This is a genomic window from Streptomyces sp. NPDC052701 (genome assembly GCF_040678355.1).
Lineage (GTDB): Bacteria > Actinomycetota > Actinomycetes > Streptomycetales > Streptomycetaceae > Streptomyces.
Window position 1 is genome coordinate 36,765 of the sequence record NZ_JBFATO010000005.1, and the last position, 22,730, is coordinate 59,494.

At 72.2% G+C, this 22,730-nt stretch carries 22 protein-coding genes and 1 pseudogene; 20 read left to right on the forward strand and 3 right to left on the reverse strand.

All coding sequences use genetic code 11. The features are described from left to right. Window positions 1-68: 68 nt before the first annotated feature. The 5 genes from AB0L29_RS08530 (at window position 69) to AB0L29_RS08550 (ending at window position 5,433) form a co-directional block, all read left to right on the forward strand. Entirely contained in the window at window positions 69-1,076 is a 1,008-nt protein-coding gene (locus tag AB0L29_RS08530; protein WP_365824736.1) for an ABC transporter permease, read from the forward strand. Further along, window positions 1,073-2,167 carry an ABC transporter ATP-binding protein gene (locus AB0L29_RS08535; protein WP_365824738.1) on the forward strand — a complete coding sequence of 365 codons (1,095 nt, stop codon included), beginning with the start codon at window positions 1,073-1,075 and terminating at the stop codon, window positions 2,165-2,167. The genes AB0L29_RS08530 and AB0L29_RS08535 overlap by 4 nt, the downstream gene beginning before the upstream one ends. Continuing rightward, window positions 2,164-3,531, forward strand: a complete 1,368-nt coding sequence (locus tag AB0L29_RS08540) for a dipeptide ABC transporter ATP-binding protein (protein WP_365824740.1) — start codon at window positions 2,164-2,166, stop codon at window positions 3,529-3,531. Before AB0L29_RS08535 ends, AB0L29_RS08540 begins: the two co-directional genes overlap by 4 nt. Window positions 3,532-3,598: 67 nt before the next feature. Then, window positions 3,599-4,255, forward strand: a complete 657-nt coding sequence (locus tag AB0L29_RS08545) for a trimeric intracellular cation channel family protein (RefSeq protein ID WP_365824742.1) — start codon at window positions 3,599-3,601, stop codon at window positions 4,253-4,255. A gap of 317 nt (window positions 4,256-4,572) precedes the next feature. Next, window positions 4,573-5,433 (forward strand): thioesterase family protein, encoded by an 861-nt coding sequence (locus AB0L29_RS08550; RefSeq protein WP_365824744.1) that lies wholly within the window; start codon window positions 4,573-4,575, stop codon window positions 5,431-5,433. 99 nt (window positions 5,434-5,532) lie between these two features. Here the strand turns inward: AB0L29_RS08550 and AB0L29_RS08555 are convergent, their stop codons facing one another. Continuing rightward, window positions 5,533-6,159 carry a TetR family transcriptional regulator gene (locus AB0L29_RS08555; RefSeq protein ID WP_365824746.1) on the reverse strand — a complete coding sequence of 209 codons (627 nt, stop codon included), beginning with the start codon at window positions 6,157-6,159 and terminating at the stop codon, window positions 5,533-5,535. 116 nt (window positions 6,160-6,275) lie between these two features. On the opposite strand from AB0L29_RS08555, the gene AB0L29_RS08560 reads away from it, so the two are divergent. From AB0L29_RS08560 to AB0L29_RS08570, 3 genes are all read left to right on the forward strand, one after another. Then, a complete protein-coding gene (locus AB0L29_RS08560; RefSeq protein ID WP_365824748.1) occupies window positions 6,276-6,443 on the forward strand; it encodes a hypothetical protein in 168 nt (55 codons plus the stop codon). Between the two features lie 41 nt (window positions 6,444-6,484). After that, window positions 6,485-6,751, forward strand: a complete 267-nt coding sequence (locus tag AB0L29_RS08565) for a DUF4190 domain-containing protein (RefSeq protein WP_365824750.1) — start codon at window positions 6,485-6,487, stop codon at window positions 6,749-6,751. A gap of 122 nt (window positions 6,752-6,873) precedes the next feature. After that, a complete protein-coding gene (locus AB0L29_RS08570; RefSeq protein WP_365824752.1) occupies window positions 6,874-8,037 on the forward strand; it encodes a cysteine desulfurase family protein in 1,164 nt (387 codons plus the stop codon). Between the two features lie 379 nt (window positions 8,038-8,416). On the opposite strand, the gene AB0L29_RS08575 is transcribed toward AB0L29_RS08570, so the two are convergent. Further along, complete coding sequence (locus AB0L29_RS08575) at window positions 8,417-9,091, reverse strand: N-acetylmuramoyl-L-alanine amidase (protein ID WP_365824753.1); 675 nt, start codon at window positions 9,089-9,091, stop codon at window positions 8,417-8,419. Between the two features lie 60 nt (window positions 9,092-9,151). On the opposite strand from AB0L29_RS08575, the gene mnmA reads away from it, so the two are divergent. Then, window positions 9,152-10,282, forward strand: a complete 1,131-nt coding sequence (mnmA, locus tag AB0L29_RS08580; protein ID WP_365824755.1) for a tRNA 2-thiouridine(34) synthase MnmA — start codon at window positions 9,152-9,154, stop codon at window positions 10,280-10,282. Between the two features lie 97 nt (window positions 10,283-10,379). On the opposite strand, the gene AB0L29_RS08585 is transcribed toward mnmA, so the two are convergent. After that, on the reverse strand, window positions 10,380-10,703 hold the full coding sequence (locus AB0L29_RS08585) for a DUF427 domain-containing protein (protein ID WP_365824757.1): 324 nt from the start codon (window positions 10,701-10,703) through the stop codon (window positions 10,380-10,382). Between the two features lie 140 nt (window positions 10,704-10,843). Here AB0L29_RS08585 and AB0L29_RS08590 point away from each other — a divergent pair. The 11 genes and pseudogenes from AB0L29_RS08590 to gatB all read left to right on the forward strand — a co-directional run bounded on the left by AB0L29_RS08590 (window position 10,844) and on the right by gatB (window position 22,683). After that, window positions 10,844-11,324: pseudogene (locus AB0L29_RS08590) on the forward strand (hypothetical protein). Next, complete coding sequence (locus AB0L29_RS08595) at window positions 11,321-11,860, forward strand: TIGR00730 family Rossman fold protein (protein WP_365824759.1); 540 nt, start codon at window positions 11,321-11,323, stop codon at window positions 11,858-11,860. The pseudogene AB0L29_RS08590 and the gene AB0L29_RS08595 overlap by 4 nt, the downstream one beginning before the upstream one ends. Before the next feature lie 18 nt (window positions 11,861-11,878). Then, the gene (locus tag AB0L29_RS08600; protein WP_365824761.1) at window positions 11,879-12,577 is read left to right on the forward strand and encodes an SDR family oxidoreductase; all 699 of its coding nucleotides are present in this window, start codon (window positions 11,879-11,881) and stop codon (window positions 12,575-12,577) included. A gap of 31 nt (window positions 12,578-12,608) precedes the next feature. Then, on the forward strand, window positions 12,609-13,616 hold the full coding sequence (locus tag AB0L29_RS08605; RefSeq protein WP_365824763.1) for a methionine synthase: 1,008 nt from the start codon (window positions 12,609-12,611) through the stop codon (window positions 13,614-13,616). Window positions 13,617-13,631: 15 nt separating this feature from the next. Next, window positions 13,632-15,827 (forward strand): NAD-dependent DNA ligase LigA, encoded by a 2,196-nt coding sequence (gene ligA, locus AB0L29_RS08610; RefSeq protein WP_365824765.1) that lies wholly within the window; start codon window positions 13,632-13,634, stop codon window positions 15,825-15,827. Between the two features lie 258 nt (window positions 15,828-16,085). Next, window positions 16,086-18,386: an EAL domain-containing protein gene (locus AB0L29_RS08615; protein WP_365824767.1), complete on the forward strand. Its 2,301-nt coding sequence runs from the start codon at window positions 16,086-16,088 to the stop codon at window positions 18,384-18,386. Window positions 18,387-18,535: 149 nt separating this feature from the next. Continuing rightward, on the forward strand, window positions 18,536-19,030 hold the full coding sequence (locus AB0L29_RS08620; protein ID WP_365824769.1) for a cupin domain-containing protein: 495 nt from the start codon (window positions 18,536-18,538) through the stop codon (window positions 19,028-19,030). 91 nt (window positions 19,031-19,121) lie between these two features. After that, window positions 19,122-19,418, forward strand: a complete 297-nt coding sequence (gene gatC, locus AB0L29_RS08625) for an Asp-tRNA(Asn)/Glu-tRNA(Gln) amidotransferase subunit GatC (protein WP_365824771.1) — start codon at window positions 19,122-19,124, stop codon at window positions 19,416-19,418. A 4-nt stretch (window positions 19,419-19,422) separates the two neighbouring features. Further along, window positions 19,423-20,916 carry an Asp-tRNA(Asn)/Glu-tRNA(Gln) amidotransferase subunit GatA gene (gatA, locus tag AB0L29_RS08630; protein ID WP_365824773.1) on the forward strand — a complete coding sequence of 498 codons (1,494 nt, stop codon included), beginning with the start codon at window positions 19,423-19,425 and terminating at the stop codon, window positions 20,914-20,916. Continuing rightward, window positions 20,913-21,152, forward strand: coding sequence for a hypothetical protein (locus AB0L29_RS08635; protein WP_365824775.1), 240 nt, complete (start codon window positions 20,913-20,915; stop codon window positions 21,150-21,152). The genes gatA and AB0L29_RS08635 overlap by 4 nt, the downstream gene beginning before the upstream one ends. A gap of 16 nt (window positions 21,153-21,168) precedes the next feature. After that, complete coding sequence (gatB, locus tag AB0L29_RS08640; RefSeq protein ID WP_365824777.1) at window positions 21,169-22,683, forward strand: Asp-tRNA(Asn)/Glu-tRNA(Gln) amidotransferase subunit GatB; 1,515 nt, start codon at window positions 21,169-21,171, stop codon at window positions 22,681-22,683. Window positions 22,684-22,730 lie beyond the last annotated feature (47 nt).

Sequence of the window (22,730 nt, forward strand, 5' to 3'; positions counted from 1 at the left end):
CCTGGAAGGCAGGTGAAGGCATTGGCGCCCGCGGGCCACTCGACCCGCGGGCGCCGGCGCCGGTCCCCGTGATCTCGTACATCATCCGCCGGACGATCGCGGCAGTGCTCCTGCTGCTCGTGGTCACCGCGGTCACCTTCGGCATCTTCTTCCTGCTGCCGAGACTGGCCGGGCAGACCCCCGATCAGCTGGCCGCGCAATACATCGGGAAGAACCCCTCGCCGGAAGACATCCTGGCGGTCAAGCAGAACCTCGGGCTCGACAAGCCGGTCTACGAGCAGTACTGGGAGTTCATCAAGGGGATCGTCTCCGGCACCACCTACAACCTCGGCCCCACGACGGCCAAGTGCGAGGTGCCCTGCTTCGGCTACTCGTTCAAGAACCACATCGAGGTCTGGCCGCAGCTCGTCGACCGTCTCCCGGTGACCATCTCCCTGGCCTCGGGCGCCGCCGTGCTGTGGCTGCTGTCGGGTGTCGCCGCCGGTGTGGTCTCCGCGCTCAAGCCGGGCTCGGTCTTCGACCGCGCCGCGATGGGCGTCGCCCTCGCCGGCGTGTCGCTCCCCATGTTCTTCACCGGCCAGCTGGCGCTGCTCGTCTTCAGCTACCAGCTGGACATCTTCGGGCGGACCTACGTGCCGTTCACGGAGAATCCGTCCCAGTGGGCCAACACCCTGTTCCTGCCGTGGTGTTCGCTGGCCCTGCTGTACTCCGCCATCTACGCACGGCTCACCCGCTCCGGCATGCTCGAAACCATGAGCGAGGACTTCATCCGCACCGCGCGGGCCAAGGGCCTCAAGGAGCGCAAGGTCGTCCTCAAGCACGGGCTGCGGGCGGCGCTCACCCCGATCGTCACGGTGTTCGGCATGGACATCGGCCTGCTGCTCGGCGGCGCGGTGATCACCGAGTCGGTGTTCTCGCTGCCCGGCATCGGCCAGTACGCCGTCCAGGCCATCACCGACAACGACCTGCCGCCGATCCTGGGCGTCACCCTGCTGGCCGCCTTCTTCGTCGTGCTCTGCAACCTGGTGGTGGACGTGCTGTACGCCACCGTCGACCCGCGGGTGAGGCTCTCGTGACCGACCTGTCCAAGACCGGGGCCGCCGTGAGCGAGCCCGCACGCACCGGCAAGGCCCCCGAGGCCTTCCTGGAGGTGCGCGACCTCAAGGTGCACTTCCCGACCGACGACGGCCTGGTGAAATCCGTCGACGGCCTCTCCTTCCAGCTGGAGAAGGGCAGGACCCTCGGCATCGTGGGCGAGTCCGGCTCCGGCAAGTCCGTCACCTCGCTCGCCATCATGGGCCTGCACCGGCTCGGCAACCGGGGCAAGAACGTGCAGATGTCCGGCGAGATCTGGCTGGGCGGCAAGGAGCTCGTCGGGGCGAGCCCCGACGAGGTGCGCCGGCTGCGCGGCCGCGAGATGGCGATGATCTTCCAGGACCCGCTGTCCGCGATGCACCCGTACTACACGGTCGGCAGCCAGATCGTCGAGGCCTACCGGGTCCACCACGACGTCGACAAGAAGACCGCCCGCAGGCGCGCCGTCGAGCTCCTGGACCGCGTCGGCATCCCCGAGCCGCACAAGCGGGTCGACAACTACCCGCACGAGTTCTCCGGCGGCATGCGCCAGCGCGCCATGATCGCCATGGCCCTGGTCAACAACCCCGAGCTGCTCATCGCGGACGAGCCGACCACCGCGCTCGACGTGACCGTGCAGGCGCAGATCCTCGACCTGATCCGGGACCTGCAGAAGGAGTTCGGCTCGGCGGTCATCATCATCACGCACGACCTCGGCGTGGTCGCCGAGATCGCCGACGACATCCTCGTGATGTACGGCGGGCGCTGCGTGGAGCGCGGACCGGTCGACCGGATCTTCCAGGAGCCCGCGCACCCCTACACCTGGGGCCTGCTCGGCTCGATGCCGCGCATCGACCGCGAGCAGACCGACCGGCTCATCCCGGTCAAGGGCCAGCCGCCCAGCCTCATCAACGTCCCCTCGGGCTGCGCGTTCAACCCGCGCTGCCCCTACGCGGACGTCCCCAAGGGCGGGATCACCCGCACCGAGCGCCCCGAGCTGCGCGAGGTCGGCAGCAGGCACCACGTCGCCTGCCACCTGTCGCAGGAGGACCGCAGCCGGATCTGGACCGAAGAGATTGCGCCGAAGCTGTGAGCGAGACCGATACCCGGGCAGGGACCACGGCCGTGACCCGAGACGACGAGACACCACTGCTCAAGGTCGAGGGCCTGGTCAAGCACTTCCCCATCAAGAAGGGCCTGCTGCGACGGCAGGTCGGCGCGGTCAAGGCCGTCGACGGCATCGACTTCGAGGTGCGCCGCGGCGAGACCCTCGGCGTCGTCGGCGAGTCCGGCTGCGGCAAGTCGACCATGGGCCGGCTCATCACCCGGCTGCTGGAACCGACCGGCGGGAAGGTCGAGTTCGACGGCACGGACATCACCCACCTCGGCACCGGCGGCATGCGGCCGCTGCGCCGGGACATCCAGATGATCTTCCAGGACCCTTACGGGTCGCTGAACCCCCGGCACACCATCGGCACCATCGTCTCGGCGCCGTTCCGGCTCCAGGGCGTCGAGCCCGAGGGCGGTGTCAAGAAGGAGGTCCAGCGCCTGCTGGAGCTGGTGGGCCTGAGCCCCGAGCACTACAACCGCTACCCGCACGAGTTCTCCGGCGGCCAGCGCCAGCGCATCGGCATCGCCCGCGCGCTCGCGCTCAAGCCGCGGATGGTCGTGGCGGACGAGCCGGTCTCCGCGCTCGACGTGTCGATCCAGGCGCAGGTCGTCAACCTGATGGACGACCTCCAGGAGGAGCTCGGCCTGACGTACGTGATCATCGCGCACGACCTGTCCGTCGTCCGGCACGTCTCGGACCGCATCGCGGTGATGTACCTGGGCAAGATCGTCGAGCTCGCCGACCGGGACCAGCTGTACCGGTCGCCGATGCATCCCTACACCAAGGCGCTGCTGTCGGCCGTCCCGGTCCCCGACCCCAGGCGGCGGCACGCCAAGAGCGAGCGCATCCTGCTCCAGGGCGACGTGCCCTCGCCGATCGCCCCGCCGAGCGGCTGCCGGTTCCACACCCGGTGCTGGAAGGCGACGCAGATCTGCGGGACGACCGAGCCGCCGCTGGCCGAGCTGAGGCCGGGCCAGCGCGTCGCCTGCCACCACCCGGAGAACTTCGAGGACCAGCAGCCGCAGGACACCGTGCTGCTCTCCGCGGCCAAGGAGGCGAAGAAGGGCGTGGAGCCCGCCTCCTCCGGTGAGCGGACCTCCGGGGAGCCGGTCGCCGAGGAGCCGGTTGCCGAGGAGCGGGCCGAGGAGCGGGCCAAGGAGCCGGTCGCCGGGGAGCCGGTCGCCGAGGAACCGGTGGCCGAGGAGCCCACCAAGGAGCCGGTTGCCGAGGAGCCCACCAAGGAGCCGGTTGCCGAGGAGTCGGCCGGGGAGCCGGTCGCCGAGGAGCCGGCCGGGAAGCCCGCTTCCAAGGAGTCGGCCTCCTCCCCGAAGACCGACGACAAGTAACTAACCCGTACTGAGCCCCTGCCTTGCATTGCAAGGCAGGGGCTCAGTACTGGGTAAGAATGGAAGGGTGCTCCAGCAACTGTTCAGCCCGTCCGTCCAGCACACGCTCGACCTGATCGGCATCTTCGTCTTCGCGATCTCCGGCGCCCTGCTGGCCGTCCGCAAGAACTTCGACGTCTTCGGCATGGCCGTCCTCGCCGAGGTCACCGCACTGGGCGGCGGGCTGTTCCGCGACCTGGTCATCGGGGCCGTGCCGCCCGCCGCCTTCACGGACCTCGGGTACTTCGTGACCCCGCTGCTCGCCACCCTGCTGGTCTTCTTCCTCCACCCGCAGGTGGAACGCATCCAGTCCGCCGTGAACGTCTTCGACGCGGCCGGACTGGGCCTGTTCTGCGTCGCCGGGACGACCAAGGCGTACGAGCACGGCCTCGGCCTGACCGCCTCCGCCTGCCTGGGCCTGGCGACCGCGGTGGGCGGGGGCGTGCTGCGCGACGTGCTCGCCAACGAGGTGCCGTCGCTGCTGCGCTGGGACCGCGACCTGTACGCCGTCCCGGCGATGGTCGGCGCGACGATGGTCGTCCTGTGCATCCGCTACGAGGCCCTGTCCCCGCTGACCAGCGCCCTCGCGGTGCTCACCGCTTTCGTCCTGCGGCTGCTCGCGATGCGGTTCCACTGGCGGGCCCCGCGGGCCTGGCACCGGCGGTCGACGGTACGGGAGGAGTGACCCCGGCCGCGTCCGGGCGGTCCGGCGCCCCCGCCGGCCGGCCGGGCGACGGGACCACCCGGGGCCGCCACGGCGCCAGGGCGTCGCCGTCGCGCGGCCGGCCGGAGGGGCGGAGCGGGATCCGGCGGATCCCGGGCAGCCGCTCCGGCACGATCCCGCCGGCGCCTCGGGCGAACGGCGGCACCGGCACCCGGGCCGCGGCGCGCGGGACGCGGGACGCGGGACCACGGACGGTGCGGACACCCGCCGGTAAGCCGCGCGCATCTCGCCGCAATCCAAAGCTACCGCTTAGTAGTTAGCTGTTGTACCGTTCAGCCATGTCAGAAGCAGCTTCCGCACCGGCCGCGCGGGCCACGATCGGCGACAGCGAGTTCGACCGCGACACCGCGGTCACCCTGCGCGAACCCGGCGTCTACGACCTCGCCCTCTCCGCCGGCTGGACGATCATCAACGCCGTCAACGGCGGGTATCTGCTGGCCGTCGTGGGCCGCGCCCTGGCGGACGCCCTGCCGCACCCGGACCCCTTCACCGTCTCGGCCCACTACCTGACCGCCTCCCAGCCGGGCCCGGCGGTCGTGCGCACGCAGAGCGTCCGCACCGGCCGGACCCTGTCGACCGGCCAGGCCTCCCTCCTCCAGTACGACGAGGACGGTCGGGAGGTCGAGCGCCTGCGCGTCCTCGCCTCCTACGGCGACCTGGACTCCCTGCCCGACGACGTGCGCACGACGGCGAAGCCGCCCGCCATCCCGCCGATCGAGCAGTGCTTCGGAGCGGAGGACGGCCCCGCGCCCGTCCCCGGCAGCTCGGCCATCACCGACCGCCTGATGCTCAAACTGGACCCCTCGACCCTCGGCTGGGCCCTCGGGCAGCCCTCCGGCAAGGGGGAGATGCGGGGCTGGTTCGGGCTCGCGGACGGCCGGGACCCCGACCCGCTCTCGCTGCTGCTGGCGGTCGACGCGCTGCCGCCCACCGCCTTCGAGATCGGGCTCACCGGCTGGGTGCCGACGATCGAGCTGACCGTGCACGTCCGGTGCCGTCCGGCGCCGGGTCCGCTGCGGGTGTCGCTCACCACCCGCAACCTCGCCGGCGGATTCCTGGAGGAGGACGCCGAGGTCTGGGACAGTGCCGACCGGCTGGTCGCCCAGTCCCGGCAGCTCGCCCGCGTCAGGCTCGGCTGAGCGCTCCGTGCCCCGGCCGGGCCGCCGACCGTCCGCGGACGCCGGCCCCTTCGGGGGCCGGCGGGGCCGAACCGGCGCGGAACATGCGGTACCGGGAGTTCAATCCAGCCAATGACGGCGGCCGGTGCCGATCAGCCGCAGCTGCCGCGTCGCCAGCCGCGTGACCCGCTCCCGCTCCTCGGCCGGGGCCTCCAGGGCCTCCAGCAGGAGCGACGCCGTGACCAGCATCTGGTCGACGTACAGGTGCGCCAGCATCAGCAGGTCGTCGTCGCTCCAGCCCGCCGAGACCGGGTCCTTGGCCAGCGCGTCCCTGACCTCCTCGGCGAACCGGTCCAGTTGGGCGCGGATGGCCTCCCGGACCGGCTGGATCCCGCCATGCCGCTCCCGGGCGATGAAACGGACATGTGCGGGGTACGCGTCCACGTGACGGGCGATCAGTTCGACGGCACGCGCGATGCGTTCGTCGTCGTCGCCCGTCGCGGACATCGTCGTCCGGATCATCGGGTGCAGGCTGCCCAGCGCCTCCTCGACCAGTGCCACGCCCAGGTCGGCCGTGGAGCGGAAGTGCCGGTAGAAGGCGGTCGGGGCGACACCGACGGCGCGGGTGACCTCACGCAGGCCCAGGCTGCTCAGGCTCTGTTCCTCCAGCAGTCCCAGCGCCGCGTCCAGGAGCGCCTGCCGGGTCTTCTGCTTCTGGGCCTGCCGGATACCGAGGGTGTGACTCATGCTCCGCAGTCAACAACTGTTCTCCGGAATGGGAAAGTCATACATCGCGCTGGACTGGGAAGTCAGTGAACAAGTGTAACTACAATCGTTCACCGAAACATTGGGGGATCCCGCCCATGCTGTTCCTCGTCGCCGCCCTCCTGCTGCTGGGCGTCGTGCTGGGCACCGTGGCCCACGCCCCGCTCGGCTTCTCCGTGGCTGTCGGCGCCGTCGTCGCCGTGTGGCTCGGCGTCTTCGCGCTGCGCGAGCGCCACGGCCGCCGGCGCCACCCGCGGGCCCACTGACCACCCGTTTTGCCGCCCCGAACCGTTGGGAGCCGACCACCATGCATCTCACCGCGCCGGCGACCCGCCGTACCGGTGTCCGCGACACCGACGGCATGGCCGTCGCCTCCTTCGTCCTGGGCCTGCTGGGCCTGCTCGTCCTCAACGTCGTCCTCGGCCCGGTCGCCATCGTGCTGGCGAGCGTGGCCCTGTGGCGGGGTACCGGGCGCCCCGGCCGTGCCTGTCTCGGCCTCGGCCTCGGCATCGCTGACCTGCTGGTCCTGGCGGCCTTCCTGCAGGCCGACGGCACGCTCTCGTGGAGCCTGTAGAGCCCGCGCCCGCGCGGCTCCCGCAGCCGTGGCGGGCGGCCGGGGGCGGGCCGCCCCCGGCACGGGTCCGGCCGACCTCGGCCTGAGGTCCGCCGCCCCGGCCCCGTAGAATCGGGCTCACCATGGCTTACCTCGACCACGCCGCGACCACCCCGATGCTTCCCGAGGCAGTCGAGGCACTCACCGCGCACCTGAGCGTCACCGGCAACGCCTCCTCCCTGCACGCGTCTGGTCGCCGCGCCCGCCGCACCGTCGAGGAGGCCCGCGAAACCCTGGCGGACGCGCTCGGCGCCCGTCCCAGCGAGGTCGTCTTCACCTCCGGCGGCACCGAGGCCGACAACCTCGCCGTCAAGGGCCTGTACTGGTCACGCCGCGACGCCGATCCGGCTCGCACCCGTGTCCTGGCCAGCCCCGTCGAGCACCACGCGGTCCTGGACGCCGTCCACTGGCTCGGCGAGCACGAGGGCGCCACCGTCGAGTACCTCCCCGTCGACTCCTGCGGCCGTGTGCACCCCGAGGCCCTGCGCGAGGCGATCGCCCGCAATCCCGAGGACGTGGCCCTGGCCACCGTCATGTGGGCGAACAACGAGATCGGCACGGTCCTACCGGTCCGCGAACTGGCCGAGGTGGCACGGGAGTTCGATGTCCCCCTGCATTCCGACGCCGTCCAGGCCTTCGGTCAGGTCCCCGTCGACTTCGCCGCCTCGGGCCTGGCCGCGATGACGGTCTCCGGCCACAAGATCGGCGGTCCGTACGGCATCGGCGCGCTGGTCCTCGGCCGCGAGCACAGCCCCGTCCCCGTCCTGCACGGCGGCGGTCAGGAGCGCCACGTGCGCTCGGGCACCCTCGACGTCCCGGCGATCGCCTCCTTCGCGGTCGCCGGCCGGCTGGCGGCCCGGCGGCGCGAGTGGTTCGCGCGGGAGATCGGCGCGCTGCGCGACGCCCTGATCGACGCCGTCCGCACGGCCGTCCCGGACGCGATCCTGGGCGGCGACCCGGTCGACCGCCTCCCGGCCAACGCCCACTTCACCTTCCCCGGCTGCGAGGGCGACTCCCTGCTGCTGCTCCTGGACGCCCAGGGCATCGAGTGCTCGACCGGCTCCGCCTGCACCGCGGGCGTCGCCCAGCCCAGCCACGTCCTGCTGGCCACCGGCACCGATCCCGACCTGGCCCGCGGCACCCTGCGCTTCTCCCTCGGCCACACCTCCACGGAGGCGGACGTGAAGGCCCTGGCGAAGGCCATCGGGCCGGCGGTGGAACGGGCGCGGGCGGCCGGGCTCACCTGAGCGGCGGTCGAGGGCCGGCGCACGGGCCCCGGCATGCGCGGAACGGCCTGGAAAAGGGGTCGAAAAAGGACCTACGAGACGGGTTCCCTTCGCCGGTATTGCCCGGATCAGGTTCCTGGGGGTCGCCTTCCGGTCTCTCGACCTTCCGGCCTCTCAGCTCCACCGTCGACGTCGGCCTCGGCGGAAGCCGGAGCTTCTCGCCCAAGTCGGCATCTCCGGTGGTGGCTCCCTCACTCGTCCCGTAGGCCTGAAATCAGCATAAAACGGTCATTCGTGAATGAAAAGAGCGAGGGGCAAATCGAACGACGGATTTTTTCCGCCGCCGGCCCCCGCCGTCACCCCCCCGCCCCGGCCCCGCCGTCACCCCCGCCCCGGCGCCTCACGCCCGGGCGGTGCGGGCGCGCCGCACGAGCTTCATGTACCGGTCCCAGTCCCAGTGCGGCCCGGGGTCCGTGTGGTCGGTGCCGGGCACCTCGACGTGGCCGATGATGTGCTCACGGTCGACGGGGATGTCGTAGCGCGCGCATATCCGGGCCGTGAGGCGCGCCGAGGCCTCGTACATCGCGTCGGTGAAGTCCTCCGGCCGGTCCACGAACCCCTCGTGCTCGATGCCCACGCTGCGCTCGTTGTAGGCGCGGTTGCCCGCGTGGTACGCCACGTCCAGCTCGCGGATCATCTGCGTGACGTGTCCGTCCTGGCGGACGATGTAGTGCGTGGCCGCCCGGTGCCCCGGATCCTGGAAGGCCTTCACGGCGCTGGAGTAGCTGCCCTGCGTGACGTGGACGACGACCATGTCGATGCCGTAGTCGTCGGGCCGGTCCGCACGGCGCCAGTTGGCGTCCGACGCCGCCACCCACCGGGCGCCCCGGTAGTCGACCGCGCCCGCCTCGCGCGGCTTCTCCACGCCGGGCGTGCGCCACCACAGCCGGCCCAGCTCGTCACGGGCCAGCACCGCCGTGCCCATGGCGGCCGCCGTCCCGCCCACGATCAGGGCCCGCCGCCCGATGCGCCGGTCCGTGTCCCCGGAGTCCTTGGATGCTCGTCTCGCGCCCATGTGAGCGTGAACGGATACTCGGCGGCCGTGGTTCCCGGGCCCCCGTACCCTGGAAGGGCTATGACTGACACCCCGCAGCGCTCCCGCCCCCTCCGCGTCCTGGCCGCCATGTCCGGCGGAGTGGACTCCGCCGTCGCCGCCGCCCGCGCGGCCGAAGCCGGCCACGACGTGACCGGCGTCCACCTCGCGCTCTCCGCGAACCCGCAGTCGTTCCGCACGGGCGCGCGGGGCTGCTGCACCATCGAGGACTCCCGCGACGCCCGCCGCGCCGCGGACGTCATCGGCATCCCCTTCTACGTGTGGGACCTCGCCGACCGCTTCCGCGAGGACGTGGTCGAGGACTTCGTCGCCGAGTACGAGGCGGGCCGCACCCCGAACCCCTGCCTGCGCTGCAACGAGAAGATCAAGTTCGCCGCGCTGCTGGACAAGGCGCTGGCGCTGGGCTTCGACGCCGTCTGCACCGGTCACTACGCGAAGATCGTGACCCGCCCGGACGGCTCGCGCGAGCTGCACCGCGCCTCCGACATGGCCAAGGACCAGTCGTACGTCCTGGGCGTGCTGGACGAGAAGCAGCTCGCCCACGCGATGTTCCCGCTCGGCGACACGGTCACCACCAAGGAGGAGATCCGCGCGGAGGCCGAGCGGCGCGGGCTGGCGGTCGCCAAGAAGCCGGACTCCCACGACATCTGCTTCATCGCCGACGGCGACACCCAGGGCTTCCTGGCGAAGCGGCTCGGCAGGACCGAGGGCGACATCGTCGACGAGTCCGGCAACAGGCTCGGCACCCACGAGGGCGCCTACGGCTTCACCATCGGCCAGCGCAAGGGCCTGCGGATCGGCACCCCGGCCCCCGACGGCAAGCCCCGCTACGTCCTGGACATCTCCCCGGTGACCAACACCGTCACCGTCGGCCCGGCGTCCGCCCTGGACGTCAGCGGCCTGACCGCGATCAGGCCCCGCTGGTGCGGCACGCCCCCCGCCGGCCCCGGCACCTACACGGCCCAGCTCCGCGCGCACGGCGGGGAGACCGAGGTGAGCGCCGAGGTCGTCGACGGCGAGCTGAGGGTCACCTTCGCCGAGCCGGTCCGCGGCGTGGCCCCCGGCCAGGCGATCGTGCTGTACGACGGCACGCGGGTGGTCGGTTCGGCGACGATCGCGTCGACGGTACGGGCGGCCGCGGGCGTGGCCTGAGCCGCCCGGGGCACGGCACCGCCCGCCGGGCGCCCGGTCACGGGGGACGCGGCCGCCGCCCGGCACGGCACGCCGTCCCCCGCTCACACCACCGCGCTCACGCCACCTCCGTCTCGTAGAAGCACAGGTGGTCCTTGATCCGCGCCACCTCCGGCTTCGGGTCCGGGTACGCCCAGACCACGTCCGCCGCGTCCGGGAGGGACCAGTAGGACGCCGTGCCCTTGAAGGGGCAGTACGTGCGCGTCCCGGACGGCGTCAGCAGGTCCAGGCGCACGTCCTCGGCCGGGATGTAGTACCGGTCCGGACAGCCCGTCTCCCTCAGGACCAGCGTCCGGTCGCTCTCCGCCAGAACCCGGTCGCCGTGCACCACGCGCACGTGCCGGCTGCTCCGCTCGACGGTGATGTGATGTCCTGCGGTCACGTTCGTCCCTCCTCGGGTGGCCGGGTCCCCCCGTACAGCGCAGGCTGAAGCGGAGTTCTTCCCGTCCGCAGGAGGCCGCCACGGGAAACGCAGGAGCCGGCAGGAACCGCAGCGGCCTCGCCCACCGGGCCCGCTACGCCCTGCGCCACCCCGAACGCGTGCCCGCCCACGCCCGCCGCGCCCTGCGCGACACCTGGCTGCGGCTGCGCCACCGCGACCACATCGCGTACCACCGGGCCGTGATGGCCTCCGACGCGGCGCGCAGCGTGGAGGCCGCGGTGGGGCACAGCCCCTCGCGCGGGACGTGGGAGCGGATCGGGCGGATGCAGTTCGACTACCTGGTGCGGCACGGCCTGCGGCCCCACCACCGGATGCTGGACATCGGCTGCGGCAACCTGCGCGCCGGGCGGGTTCTTCGACTTCACCTTCGGCCGCACCGAGGACGAGGAACACCAGGTGCTGCACGAGGACTTCCACTACCGGACCCGCACGCTGAGCGAACTGGCCGCCCGGCACGGCCTGTCCGCCCGGTTCATGGACGACTGGGAGGAACTGCCGCACCGCCAGTCGAAGATGCGCCTGACCGCGATGTCCGAGCCGGCCCGTACGGTGGACTCATGAACATCTGCGTCTTCCTCTCCGCCGCCGACCTCGACGAGCGCTACACCCGCCCCGCGCGGGAGTTCGCCGAGCTGCTGGGCAAGGGCGGGCACACCCTGGTGTGGGGCGGGTCCGACGTCGGCCTGATGAAGGTGGTCGCCGACGGCGTGCAGGAGGCGGGCGGCCGGCTGGCGGGCGTCTCCGTCGAGTTCCTGGCCGCCAAGGCGCGCCCGGGCGTCGACGAGATGGTGATCGCGCGCGACCTCGCCGAACGCAAGAGGCTGCTCCTGGAGAAGGCCGACGCCGTGGTGATCATGGTGGGCGGCACCGGAACGCTCGACGAGGCGACCGAGATCCTGGAGCTGAAGAAGCACGGGCACACGGACAAGCCGGTGGTCCTGCTGAACACCGCCGGCTTCTACGACGGCCTGAAGGAGCAGTTCCGCCGCATGGAGGACGAGGGCTTCCTGCCCCGGCCCCTGAGCGACCTGGTGTTCTTCGCGGAGGAGCCCGTGGGGGCGCTGGCGTACCTGGAGGAGAGCCGGGGCATCGGGTGACCACCGGGTGATGCGAGCATGGCGGGCATGGCTACCCATGTGATCACCGGAGCGGGCTCCGGCATCGGCGCGGCCGTGGCCCGCCGCCTGCACGCGCGCGGGGACCAGCTCGTGCTGCACGCGCGCGACGCGGCCCGCGCGAAGGAACTGGCCGCCGCTTTCCCCGGCGCCCGCACCCTGGTCGGCGACCTCGCCGACCCCGACAAGCTGAGCTGGGCCTTCTCCCACCAGCGGCTTCCCGAGCGGGTGGACTCCCTGCTGCACATCGCGGGCGTCGTCGACCTCGGCCCGGTCGGCGAGCTGACCACCAGGACCTGGCGCCACCAGCTCAACGTCAACCTGATCGCCCCCGCCGAACTGACCCGCCTCTTCCTGCCCCAGCTCCGGGTGAGCCAGGGCCACGTGGTCTTCGTCAACTCGGGCGCGGGCCTGAACGCCCACGCCGAATGGTCCGCCTACGCCGCCTCCAAGCACGGCCTGAAGGCCCTGGCCGACTCCCTGCGCCACGAGGAGCACGCCAACGGCGTCCGCGTCACCTCCGTCTACCCGGGCCGCACGGCGAGCCCCATGCAGGCCAGGGTCCACCAGCAGGAGGGCAGGGAGTACGACCCCTCGAAGTGGATCGACCCCGAGTCGGTGGCGACGACGGTCCTCATGGCCCTGGACCTGCCCAGGGACGCGGAGGTCAACGACCTGACGGTACGACCGGGGCGCTGAGCGGGCCGCGGCGGTTCCGTAGGCTGCTCCGGTGAGCGAAAACAGCCAGTTCAGCTTCGGTGCCGCCACCGGCGTCGGATCGATGCCGGGCGGCGACGCCCGTGAGGCGGCCAAGACCGTCACCGGAACCTTCGAGGACTTCCCGTTCCTGCCCGAGCTGCCCGCCCGGGGCCCCGGCGCCGACATGGTCGGGCGGACCGCGGGGATGCTCGTCGAGCTGTACGCGCGCGTGGAGCCCAGCGGCTGGCGGATCGGGGACCGGCCGGGGCGGGACACCAGGCGGGCGCGGTCCTGGCTCGGCGAGGACCTCGACGCGCTGGAGGAGTTCGCGCAGGGCCACGAGGGGCCGCTGAAGGTCCAGGCGGTGGGGCCGTGGACGCTGGCCGCGAGCCTGGAGCTGAGGAACGGCGAGGCCGCCCTCTCCGACGCCGGCGCCTGCCGCGACCTGGCCGCCTCGCTCGCCGAGGGCCTGCGCCTCCACCTCGCCGAAGTGCGGCGGCGCCTCCCCGGCGCCCGGCTCGTCCTCCAGCTCGACGAGCCGTCCCTCACCGCCGTCCTGCACGGCCGGGTGAGGACCGCCAGCGGCTACCGCACCCACCGGGCCGTCGACCGGCAGATCGTCGAGGCCACGCTCCGGGACGTCGTCGGGGCGCACGACGGCGGGCCGGTCGTGGTCCACTCGTGCGCCCCGGACGTCCCCTTCGCCCTGCTGCGCCGGGCCGGCGCGGCGGCGGTCTCCTTCGACGTCTCCCTCCTCACCGAACGTGACGACGAGGCGATCGGCGAGGCGGTGGAGGGCGGCACCCGGCTGTTCGCCGGTGTCGTGCCGGGCACGGACGGCCCATTGTCGGACCCTGCGGGTAGCGTCATGGGGGTCAGGACGCTGTGGCGCAGGCTGGGGCTGCATCCGGGGCTTCTCGCGGAGGCGGTCACGATCACTCCGTCGTGCGGACTCGCGGGCGCGTCCCCCGAGTACGCGCGCAAGGCGCTCGCCCACTGCGTCCGGGCGGCGAGATCCCTCGCGGACAACCCAGAGTAACGGGAGGACAACACGGTGGCCGGCGACAAGCAAGCGGAGACGACGAACGTGCCCGCACAGGCGCGGGAGAAGCACGTGCAGCTCGCTGAGCAGATCGAGGAGCACCGCTTCCGTTACTACGTGAAGGACGCTCCCGTCATCAGCGACGCCGACTTCGACCGGCTCCTGCGCTCCCTGGAGGCGCTGGAGGAGGAGTACCCGGAGCTGCGCACGCCGGACTCGCCGACCCAGAAGGTGGCCGGCTCCTACGAGACGGAGTTCACGGCCGTCGAGCACCGCCAGCGCATGCTCTCCCTGGACAACACCTTCAACGACGACGAGCTCGCGGCCTGGGCCGAGCGCGTCCACCGGGAGCTGGGGGACCAGGACTACCACTTCCTGTGCGAGCTCAAGGTCGACGGCCTCGCCGTCAACCTCACCTACGAGCGCGGCCGCCTCACCCGCGCGGCGACCCGCGGCGACGGCCGCACCGGCGAGGACATCACGCCCAACGTTCGCACCATCGCGGAGATCCCGGACCGCCTCAGGGGCGAGCGCGTCCCCGACCTCGTGGAGATCCGCGGCGAGGTCTACTTCCCGATGGAGAAGTTCGAGGAGCTCAACCGCCGTCTCGTCGAGGCCGGCGACAAGCCCTTCGCCAACCCGCGCAACGCGGCGGCCGGTTCCCTGCGCCAGAAGGACCCGCGCGTCACCGCCACCCGCCCCCTGCACATGGTCGTCCACGGCATCGGCGCCCTGGAGGGCTTCGGAGGGCTCACCCGCCTGTCCGAGGCCTACGACCTGCTCAAGAGCTGGGGCCTGCCGACCTCCCGGCACAACCGGGTGGTCGACGACCTCGACGGCGTCCGGGAGTTCATCGCGCACTACGGCGAGAACCGGCACTCCGTGGAGCACGAGATCGACGGGGTCGTGGTCAAGCTCGACGAGATCCGGCTGCAGGGCCGCCTCGGCTCCACGGCCCGCGCGCCGCGCTGGGCGATCGCGTACAAGTACGCGCCGGAGGAGGTCAACACCAAGCTGGTCAACATCCGCGTGGGCGTGGGCCGTACGGGCCGGGTCACGCCGTACGCCCAGGTCGAGCCGGTCACGGTCGCCGGTTCCGAGGTGGAGTTCGCCACGCTGCACAACCAGGACGTCGTCAAGGCCAAGGGCGTCCTCATCGGCGACACGGTGGTGCTGCGCAAGGCCGGTGACGTCATCCCGGAGATCCTCGGCCCGGTCGTCGACCTGCGCAACGGCAGCGAGCGCGAGTTCGTGATGCCGAGCGAGTGCCCCGAGTGCGGGACGCCCCTGCGGCCGATGAAGGAGGGCGACGTCGACCTGCGCTGCCCGAACGCCCGCACCTGTCCCGCCCAGTTGCGCGAACGCCTGTTCTACCTCGCGGGCCGCAAGGCCCTGGACATCGAGCACTTCGGCTACGTCGCCGCCACGGCCCTCACCAAGCCGCTGGAGCCCCAGGAGCCGCCCCTCAAGGACGAGGGCGACCTGTTCGACCTCACCGTCGAGCAATTGCTGCCCATCAAGGCGTACGTCCTCGACCAGGACAGCGGCCTGCCCAAGCGCGACCCGAAGACCGGCGAGGAGAAGGTCGTCACGGTCTTCGCCAACCAGGAGGGCAAGCCCAAGAAGAACGCGCTCGCCATGCTGGAGAACATCCAGGCCGCCAAGGAGCGCCCGCTCGCGCGGATCCTCACCGGCCTGTCGATCCGTCACGTCGGCCCGGTCGCCGCCGAGGCGCTGGCCCGCGAGTTCCGCTCCATCGATCGCATCGAACAGGCGAGCGAGGAAGAGCTGGCGAACACCGACGGTGTCGGCTCGATCATCGCCGCCTCCCTCAAGGAGTGGTTCGCGGAGGAGTGGCACCAGGAGATCCTGCGCAAGTGGAGGGCCGCCGGCGTCCGGATGGAGGAGGAGGGTTCCGCCGAGGACGAGGGCCCGCGCCCGCTGGAGGGGCTCACCGTCGTCGTCACCGGCACCCTCGAGCACTTCACCCGGGACGGCGCCAAGGAGGCCCTGCAGAGCCGGGGGGCGAAAGTCACCGGTTCGGTTTCGAAGAAGACGTCATTCGTCGTTGTGGGTGACAACCCCGGTTCGAAATACGACAAGGCGATGCAGCTCAAGGTGCCCGTTCTGAACGAGGAGGGTTTCGGCGTCCTGCTGGAACAGGGCCCGAAAGCCGCTGCCGAAGCCGCCCTTTCGGCCGAGGAGTAGCGGTTGAAGGCCACCCGATCGGCGCATACCAGATGCATAGGGGTGGCCGGGGCGCATTCGGGCAACCGTCGGCGACCGCTGCCCGTGGAAGCCTTGTGCGGCCTACTGTTGAGATGTGCGCCTGCCGTGCCCAGCTGCGGTCGGGGCATCCCCCGCTCCCGCGGAGCGGCGGGAAGGGTTCTCCAACGCGGAGCCGTTGATGGTTGTCGGGCATCGGGCCGCGTGGCGTGGGCACCGCCGGCCGTGAGAGGGACGGGAATGGAACCGACCGAGAGCGCCGCTCCGGACTCACGGCTGCGCCTGCGCCGCGTGGCGGTCGCATGGCGCGCGGTCCGTGGGGCCGGGCGGCCCCCGGGACGTCCGGGCGCGAAGGGGCGCGCCGCCGGACGGCATCCCGGGGACGGGCGCGCCGCCGGGCAGCGCCCCGCACCGGACGCCGCCCGCGGCGCCGCGCAGCCGCAGCCGGCCGCCGGGCACGCCACCGGCCTGCCCGGCGCGGAGGCCGAACGGCACCGGTCCTGGCCCGCGCTGCCCACCGCGGTCGTCGCGGCGGCCGGGGTCCTCCTGGGCGCCGGCTTCTACCGGGCGTTCACCGGCGGCCACGCGCTCTTCCCGTCCGGCACCGTCGGCTGGTCCCTGGCCGTGCTGACCGGCGTCATCGTCGGCCACCTCGTCATGCTCGGCCGCGCCCGCTGGTGGGGCGGCACCGGCTCGGGCGCCGCCCTCACCCTCGCCGTGCTGCTGACGTACGGCTGGGTGCCGGCCGGCATGGTCAGCCTCACCGTCGTCGTCCTGGTCGGCGTGGCCCGGCGCGGCCGGTGGCGGCGGGGCGTGCTGCACGGGGCGGCCGACCTGCTCGGCATCGGCGCCGGCGCCCTCGTGCTGGGCGCCTTCGGATCCGTGCCGTCCGTCGAGCACCCCTTCGCCCCGGACACCTGGACGCCCTACACCGCGGCCGAGGTGGTGCTGGTCGCCGCCGCCTACCTCGCGGTCACCCGGGTCCTGCTGTGGTACCTGCACGCCCCGCGCGCCGGCCTGCCCACCGTGGCCCGCACCGCCCTGGCCAGGCAGGGACTCGTCGCGATCGCCCTGCTCGGCATCGCGCCGCTGGTCTGCGTGGTCGCCTTCGCCCAGCCGGTCCTGCTGCCGCTGTTCTCCGTCCCGCTGATCGCCCTGGACTCCACCCTGTGGATAGCCCGGGCCCGGGCGGAGGAGCAGCTGCGCGACCCGCTGACCGGGCTTCCCAACCGTCAGTGGCTGCTGGAGCGCATCTGGACCGCGCTGGACGACGCCGAGCGCATCGACGCCCGCGCCGCCCTGATGCTGATCGACCTCGACCGCTTCCGGTCGGTCAACGACACTCTCGGTCATCTCGCCGGTGACCGGCTGCTGCTCCAGATAGCCGACCGGCTCCGGCTGGCGCTGCCGCGAGGCGCGGAGGCCGCCCGGCTCGGCGGCGACGAGTTCGCCGTCTTACTCCCGGTCGCCGACTCCACCACCTCGGCGACCCGCATCGCCCGCGGCCTGGTGACCGCGCTCAGCTCCCCGCTCGACCTCGACGGGCTCACCCTGGTGCTGGAGGCCAGCGCCGGCGTCGCCGTCTTCCCCGACCACGCCCTGGACGCCGAGGGCCTGCTGCGGCGGGCGGACGTGGCCATGTACCAGGCGAAACGGGACCGCACCGGCGTCGAGGTCTACGAGTCCAAGCGCGACTCGAACACCCCGGACCGGCTCGGACTCCTCGGCGACCTGCGCCGGGCGCTCGACGCGCACGAGGTCCACCTGCACTACCAGCCCAAGGTCCGCTTCGACGGACAGGTCGCGGGCCTGGAGGCCCTGGTCCGCTGGGTGCACCCGGAACGCGGCAAGGTGCCGCCGGACGAGTTCATAGCGATCGCCGAGTCCTCGGGGCTGATGCCCCACCTCACCGAGTACGTGCTGGAGACCGCCCTCGCGCAGGTCGCGAAGTGGCGCGCCCAGGGACTGCACGTACCGGTCGCGGTCAACGTCTCCCCGCGCGACGTGCACACCCCCGGCTTCGCCGGCTCCGTCGCCGCCCGGCTGGCCCGCCACGGCGTCCCGGCCGGGGCACTCCAGCTGGAGATCACCGAGCACGTCCTCCTGGAGGATCCGCAGCGGGCCGCGGACACGCTCAACGCGCTCACCGGCCACGGCGTGAAGATGTCCCTGGACGACTTCGGCACCGGCTACTCCTCGCTGGTGCACCTGCGGCGGCTGCCCGTCAGCGAGCTCAAGATCGACCGCTCCTTCGTGGCCCGGCTGGCCGTCGACGCCGAGGACGGCGAGATCGTGCGCTGCACCGTGGACCTCGCCCACTCCCTCGGCCTGCTCGTCGTCGCCGAGGGCGTCGAGGACGACGAGACCTGGGAACGCCTGCGCGACCTCGGCTGCGACGCCGTACAGGGCTGGCTGGTCGCGGCCGCGATGCCCGCCGAGGAGACCACGGCGTGGCTGCGCGCCCGCGGCCCGCAGGGCTGGCAGCGCCCGGCCGCCGCACTGCCGGCGGCCACGGCGGACGACCCCGGGCGGGTCGGCTAGGACCTGCCCTCGCCGGGTGGAGGGGAGTCCCTCGCCGGGTGGAGGGGAGTCCCTCGCCGGGTGGACGGGAGCCCGGCGACGGGTAGACGGAAATCCGGCGACGGGGTCCGGGCACCTCGTCGTCCGCTCACCGGTCCAGGGAGTCGGTCATGTCGTTGTTCGTGCCGAGGTTCGACGAGTCCGTGATCGTGCGCGACGCGGACGCCGAAGTGGTCGGCGGCGCTCCCGTCGCCGTGAAGCTGCTGGCCGACAGCAGCTCCAGCGGCGGTGCGCTGTCCACCGTGCGCGTCACCCTCGCCGAGGGCGCCGACGGCGCCCGCCCGCACCTGCACCGCAACTCCGCCGAGATGTTCTTCCTGCTCGACGGCGCCGCCGAGGTCCTCTCCGGCGACGACGTCGTCACCGCCGAGCGCGGCGACCTGGTCGTCGTCCCGCCGGAGAAGCCGCACGCCTTCGCCGCCGCCCCCGGGACCACCGCCGACCTGCTGATCGTCATCACCCCGGGCGTCGAACGCTTCGAATACTTCCGCCACCTGCAGCGCGTCCGGCTCGGGGAGGCCGGCCCGGAGAGCCTGCTGGAGGTGCAGGAGCTCTACGACAACCACTTCCTGAGGAGCCGGGAGTGGGAGCGGCGCCGCGGCTGAGGGCGGCCGGGGGAAACCGTTTCACGGGCACGGCTCCCCGCCCCCTAGGATTGGCCCCAAACCACTCACACTCACCCCAGAGGATCGCTGCATGCCTGGCATCACGCGCGAGGAGGTCGCCCACCTCGCCCGGCTGGCGCGTCTGGAGCTGAACCCCGAAGAGCTCGACCACTTCGCCGGCCAGCTGGACGACATCATCGGCGCGGTGGCCCGCGTCAGTGAGGTCGCCGACCGAGACGTACCGCCGACCTCCCACCCGCTGCCGCTGACGAACGTCATGCGCGCGGACGAGGTCCGTCCGTCGCTCACCCCCGAGCAGGCGCTCTCCGGCGCCCCGGCCCAGGAGCAGCAGCGTTTCAAGGTGCCGCAGATCCTGGGGGAGGACTGATCCCATGACGGACATCATCAAGCTCACGGCCGCCGAGACCGCCGCGAGGATCGCCTCCGGCGAGCTCACGGCCGTCCAGGTCACCGAGGCCCACCTCGCCCGGATCGAGGCCGTCGACGAGAAGGTGCACGCCTTCCTGCACGTCGACCGCGAGGGCGCCCTGGCCCAGGCCCGTGCCGTCGACGCCAAGCGCGAGCGCGGCGAGAAGCTCGGCCCGCTCGCCGGCGTCCCCCTCGCGCTCAAGGACATCTTCACCACCGAGGGCGTGCCCACGACCGTCGGTTCGAAGATCCTCGAGGGCTGGATCCCGCCGTACGACGCGACCCTCACCAAGCGGCTGAAGGCCGCCGACGTCGTCATCCTCGGCAAGACCAACATGGACGAGTTCGCCATGGGGTCGTCGACGGAGAACAGCGCCTACGGCCCGACCGGCAACCCCTGGGACCTCACCAGGATCCCCGGCGGCTCCGGCGGCGGTTCGAGCGCGGCCCTCGCCTCCTACCAGGCCCCGCTCGCCATCGGCACCGACACCGGCGGCTCCATCCGCCAGCCCGCCGCCGTCACCGGCACGGTCGGCGTGAAGCCGACGTACGGCGCGGTGTCGCGGTACGGCATGGTGGCGTTCTCCTCCTCCCTCGACCAGGGCGGGCCCTGCGCCCGCACGGTCCTGGACGCGGCCCTGCTGCACGAGGTCATCGCCGGGCACGACCCGCTCGACTCGACCTCCATCGACGCCCCGGTCCCGCCGGTCGTCGAGGCCGCCCGCAACGGCAGCGTCGCCGGGATGCGCGTCGGCGTCGTCAGGCAGTTCCGCGGCGAGGGCTACCAGGCCGGCGTCATCCAGCGGTTCGACGAGTCCGTCGCGCTGCTCAAGGAGCTGGGCGCCGAGATCGTCGAGCTGGACTGCCCGTCCTTCGACCTGGCCCTGTCGGCGTACTACCTGATCGCGCCGAGCGAGTGCTCCTCCAACCTCGCCCGCTTCGACGGCCTGCGCTACGGCCTGCGCGTCGGCGACGACGGCACGCGCTCCGCCGAGGACGTCACCTCCCTGACCCGCGAGGCCGGCTTCGGCCCCGAGGTCAAGCGCCGCATCATGCTCGGCACGTACGCGCTCAGCTCCGGCTACTACGACGCGTACTACGGCAGCGCCCAGAAGGTCCGCACGCTCATCAAGCAGGACTTCGACAGGGCGTTCGAGCAGGTGGACGTGATCGTCTCCCCGACGACCCCGACCACCGCCTTCCCGATCGGCGAGCGCGCCGACGACCCGATGGCGATGTACCTCGCCGACCTGTGCACCATCCCGACCAACCTGGCCGGCAACGCGGCCATGTCACTGCCCTGCGGTCTCGCGCCGGAGGACAACCTGCCGGTCGGTCTGCAGATCATCGCCCCGGTCATGAAGGACGACCGCCTGTACAAGGTGGGCGCCGCCGTCGAGGCGGCCTTCGTGGAAAAGTGGGGGCACCCGCTGCTCGAGGAGGCTCCGTCGCTGTGAGTGCACTGTCCAAGGCCAAGGGCTTCAAGAAGTCCAAGTCCGGTCTCTACGTGTCGATGGCCACGTCGGCCTTCGGCGTGATCGGCGTGGCCAAGCAGATCAAGAGGGCCCGTTCCGAGAGCGACACGCTGCGGCTGGTCGACGCCATCGTGACCGGCGCCGCGGTCGTCACCAACCTCGCGATCCTCTACCGGGAGCTGAAGAGCTTCGGCGACGACGACGTCCTGCTGGGCTGAGAGGGAAGTTTTCACCGTGACCACCACGACCGACCTGGTGTCGTACGAGGACGCACTCGCGTCGTACGACCCCGTCATGGGCCTCGAGGTCCATGTCGAACTCGGCACCAAGACCAAGATGTTCTGCGGCTGTTCGACGGCGCTCGGCGCCGACCCGAACACCCAGACCTGCCCGGTCTGCCTCGGCCTGCCCGGCGCGCTCCCGGTCGTCAACGCGACCGGCGTCGAGTCGGCGATCAAGATCGGTCTCGCGCTGAACTGCGAGATCGCCGAGTGGTGCCGCTTCGCCCGGAAGAACTACTTCTATCCGGACATGCCGAAGAACTTCCAGACCTCCCAGTACGACGAGCCGATCGCCTTCGACGGCTACCTCGACGTGCAGCTGGAGGACGGCGAGACCTTCCGCGTGGAGATCGAGCGCGCCCACATGGAGGAGGACACCGGCAAGTCGACCCACGTCGGCGGCGCCACCGGCCGCATCCACGGCGCGTCCCACTCCCTGCTGGACTACAACCGCGCCGGCATCCCGCTCATCGAGATCGTCACCAAGCCGATCACCGGTGCCGGGGAGCGCGCCCCCGAGGTCGCGCGGGCCTACGTCCGCGAGCTGCGCGAGCTCATCCGGGCGCTCGGCGTGTCCGAGGCCCGCATGGAGATGGGCCAGATGCGCTGCGACGTGAACCTGTCGCTGATGCCGAAGGGCTCCGAGAAGTTCGGCACCCGCTCCGAGACGAAGAACGTCAACTCGCTGCGGTCCGTGGAGCGCGCGGCCCGCTACGAGATCCAGCGGCACGCCGCCGTGCTGAGCGGCGGCGGGACCATCGTCCAGGAGACCCGCCACTTCCACGAGGACACCGGGACCACGACCTCGGGCCGGGTGAAGGAGGAGGCCGAGGACTACCGGTACTTCCCCGAGCCGGACCTGGTGCCGGTGGCCCCCGCGCGCGAGTGGGTCGAGGAGATCCGCGCGGCTCTGCCCGAGCTGCCGCTGGTGCGCCGCAACCGCCTGCGCGAGGAGTGGGGGATCTCCGCCACCGACATGCAGGCGATCCTCAACGCCGGCGCGCTGGACCTGATCGTCGCCACGATCGACGCCGGCGCCGACGCGGCCTCCGCCCGCAAGTGGTGGATGGGCGAGCTGGCCCGCAACGCCAACGAGTCCGGCAAGTCCCTGGACGAGCTGGCCATCACCCCGCAGCAGGTGGCCCGCGTCACCGAGCTGGTGGCCTCCGGCGACCTGAACGACAAGCTGGCCCGCCAGGTCATCGAGGGCGTCCTCGCGGGGGAGGGCACCCCGGACGAGGTCGTCGACAAGCGCGGTCTGAAGGTCGTCTCCGACGAGGGCGCGCTCACCGCCGCCGTCGACGAGGCGATCGCCGGCAACCCGGCCATCGCGGACAAGATCCGCGGCGGCAAGGTGGCCGCGGTCGGCGCCCTGGTCGGCGCGGTCATGAAGGCCACCCGTGGCCAGGCCGACGCGGCCCGTGTGAAGGAGCTGATCCTTCAGAAGCTGGGCGTCGGCGAGGGCTGAGGCTCCGCACGTGCGAGGGGGGATGCGCCGGCCCCGGCGCATCCCCC

Bases quoted from the DNA above. Each gene is read 5' to 3' on its own strand.
- AB0L29_RS08550 (WP_365824744.1), top strand. From the start codon at position 4,573: ATGTCAGAAGCAGCTTCCGCACCGGCCGCGCGGGCCACGATCGGCGAC.
- AB0L29_RS08555 (WP_365824746.1), bottom strand. From the start codon at position 6,159: ATGAGTCACACCCTCGGTATCCGGCAGGCCCAGAAGCAGAAGACCCGG.
- AB0L29_RS08560 (WP_365824748.1), top strand. From the start codon at position 6,276: ATGCTGTTCCTCGTCGCCGCCCTCCTGCTGCTGGGCGTCGTGCTGGGC.
- AB0L29_RS08565 (WP_365824750.1), top strand. From the start codon at position 6,485: ATGCATCTCACCGCGCCGGCGACCCGCCGTACCGGTGTCCGCGACACC.
- AB0L29_RS08570 (WP_365824752.1), top strand. From the start codon at position 6,874: ATGGCTTACCTCGACCACGCCGCGACCACCCCGATGCTTCCCGAGGCA.
- AB0L29_RS08575 (WP_365824753.1), bottom strand. From the start codon at position 9,091: ATGGGCGCGAGACGAGCATCCAAGGACTCCGGGGACACGGACCGGCGC.
- mnmA (WP_365824755.1), top strand. From the start codon at position 9,152: ATGACTGACACCCCGCAGCGCTCCCGCCCCCTCCGCGTCCTGGCCGCC.
- AB0L29_RS08595 (WP_365824759.1), top strand. From the start codon at position 11,321: ATGAACATCTGCGTCTTCCTCTCCGCCGCCGACCTCGACGAGCGCTAC.
- AB0L29_RS08600 (WP_365824761.1), top strand. From the start codon at position 11,879: ATGGCGGGCATGGCTACCCATGTGATCACCGGAGCGGGCTCCGGCATC.
- AB0L29_RS08615 (WP_365824767.1), top strand. From the start codon at position 16,086: ATGGAACCGACCGAGAGCGCCGCTCCGGACTCACGGCTGCGCCTGCGC.
- AB0L29_RS08620 (WP_365824769.1), top strand. From the start codon at position 18,536: ATGTCGTTGTTCGTGCCGAGGTTCGACGAGTCCGTGATCGTGCGCGAC.
- gatC (WP_365824771.1), top strand. From the start codon at position 19,122: ATGCCTGGCATCACGCGCGAGGAGGTCGCCCACCTCGCCCGGCTGGCG.
- gatA (WP_365824773.1), top strand. From the start codon at position 19,423: ATGACGGACATCATCAAGCTCACGGCCGCCGAGACCGCCGCGAGGATC.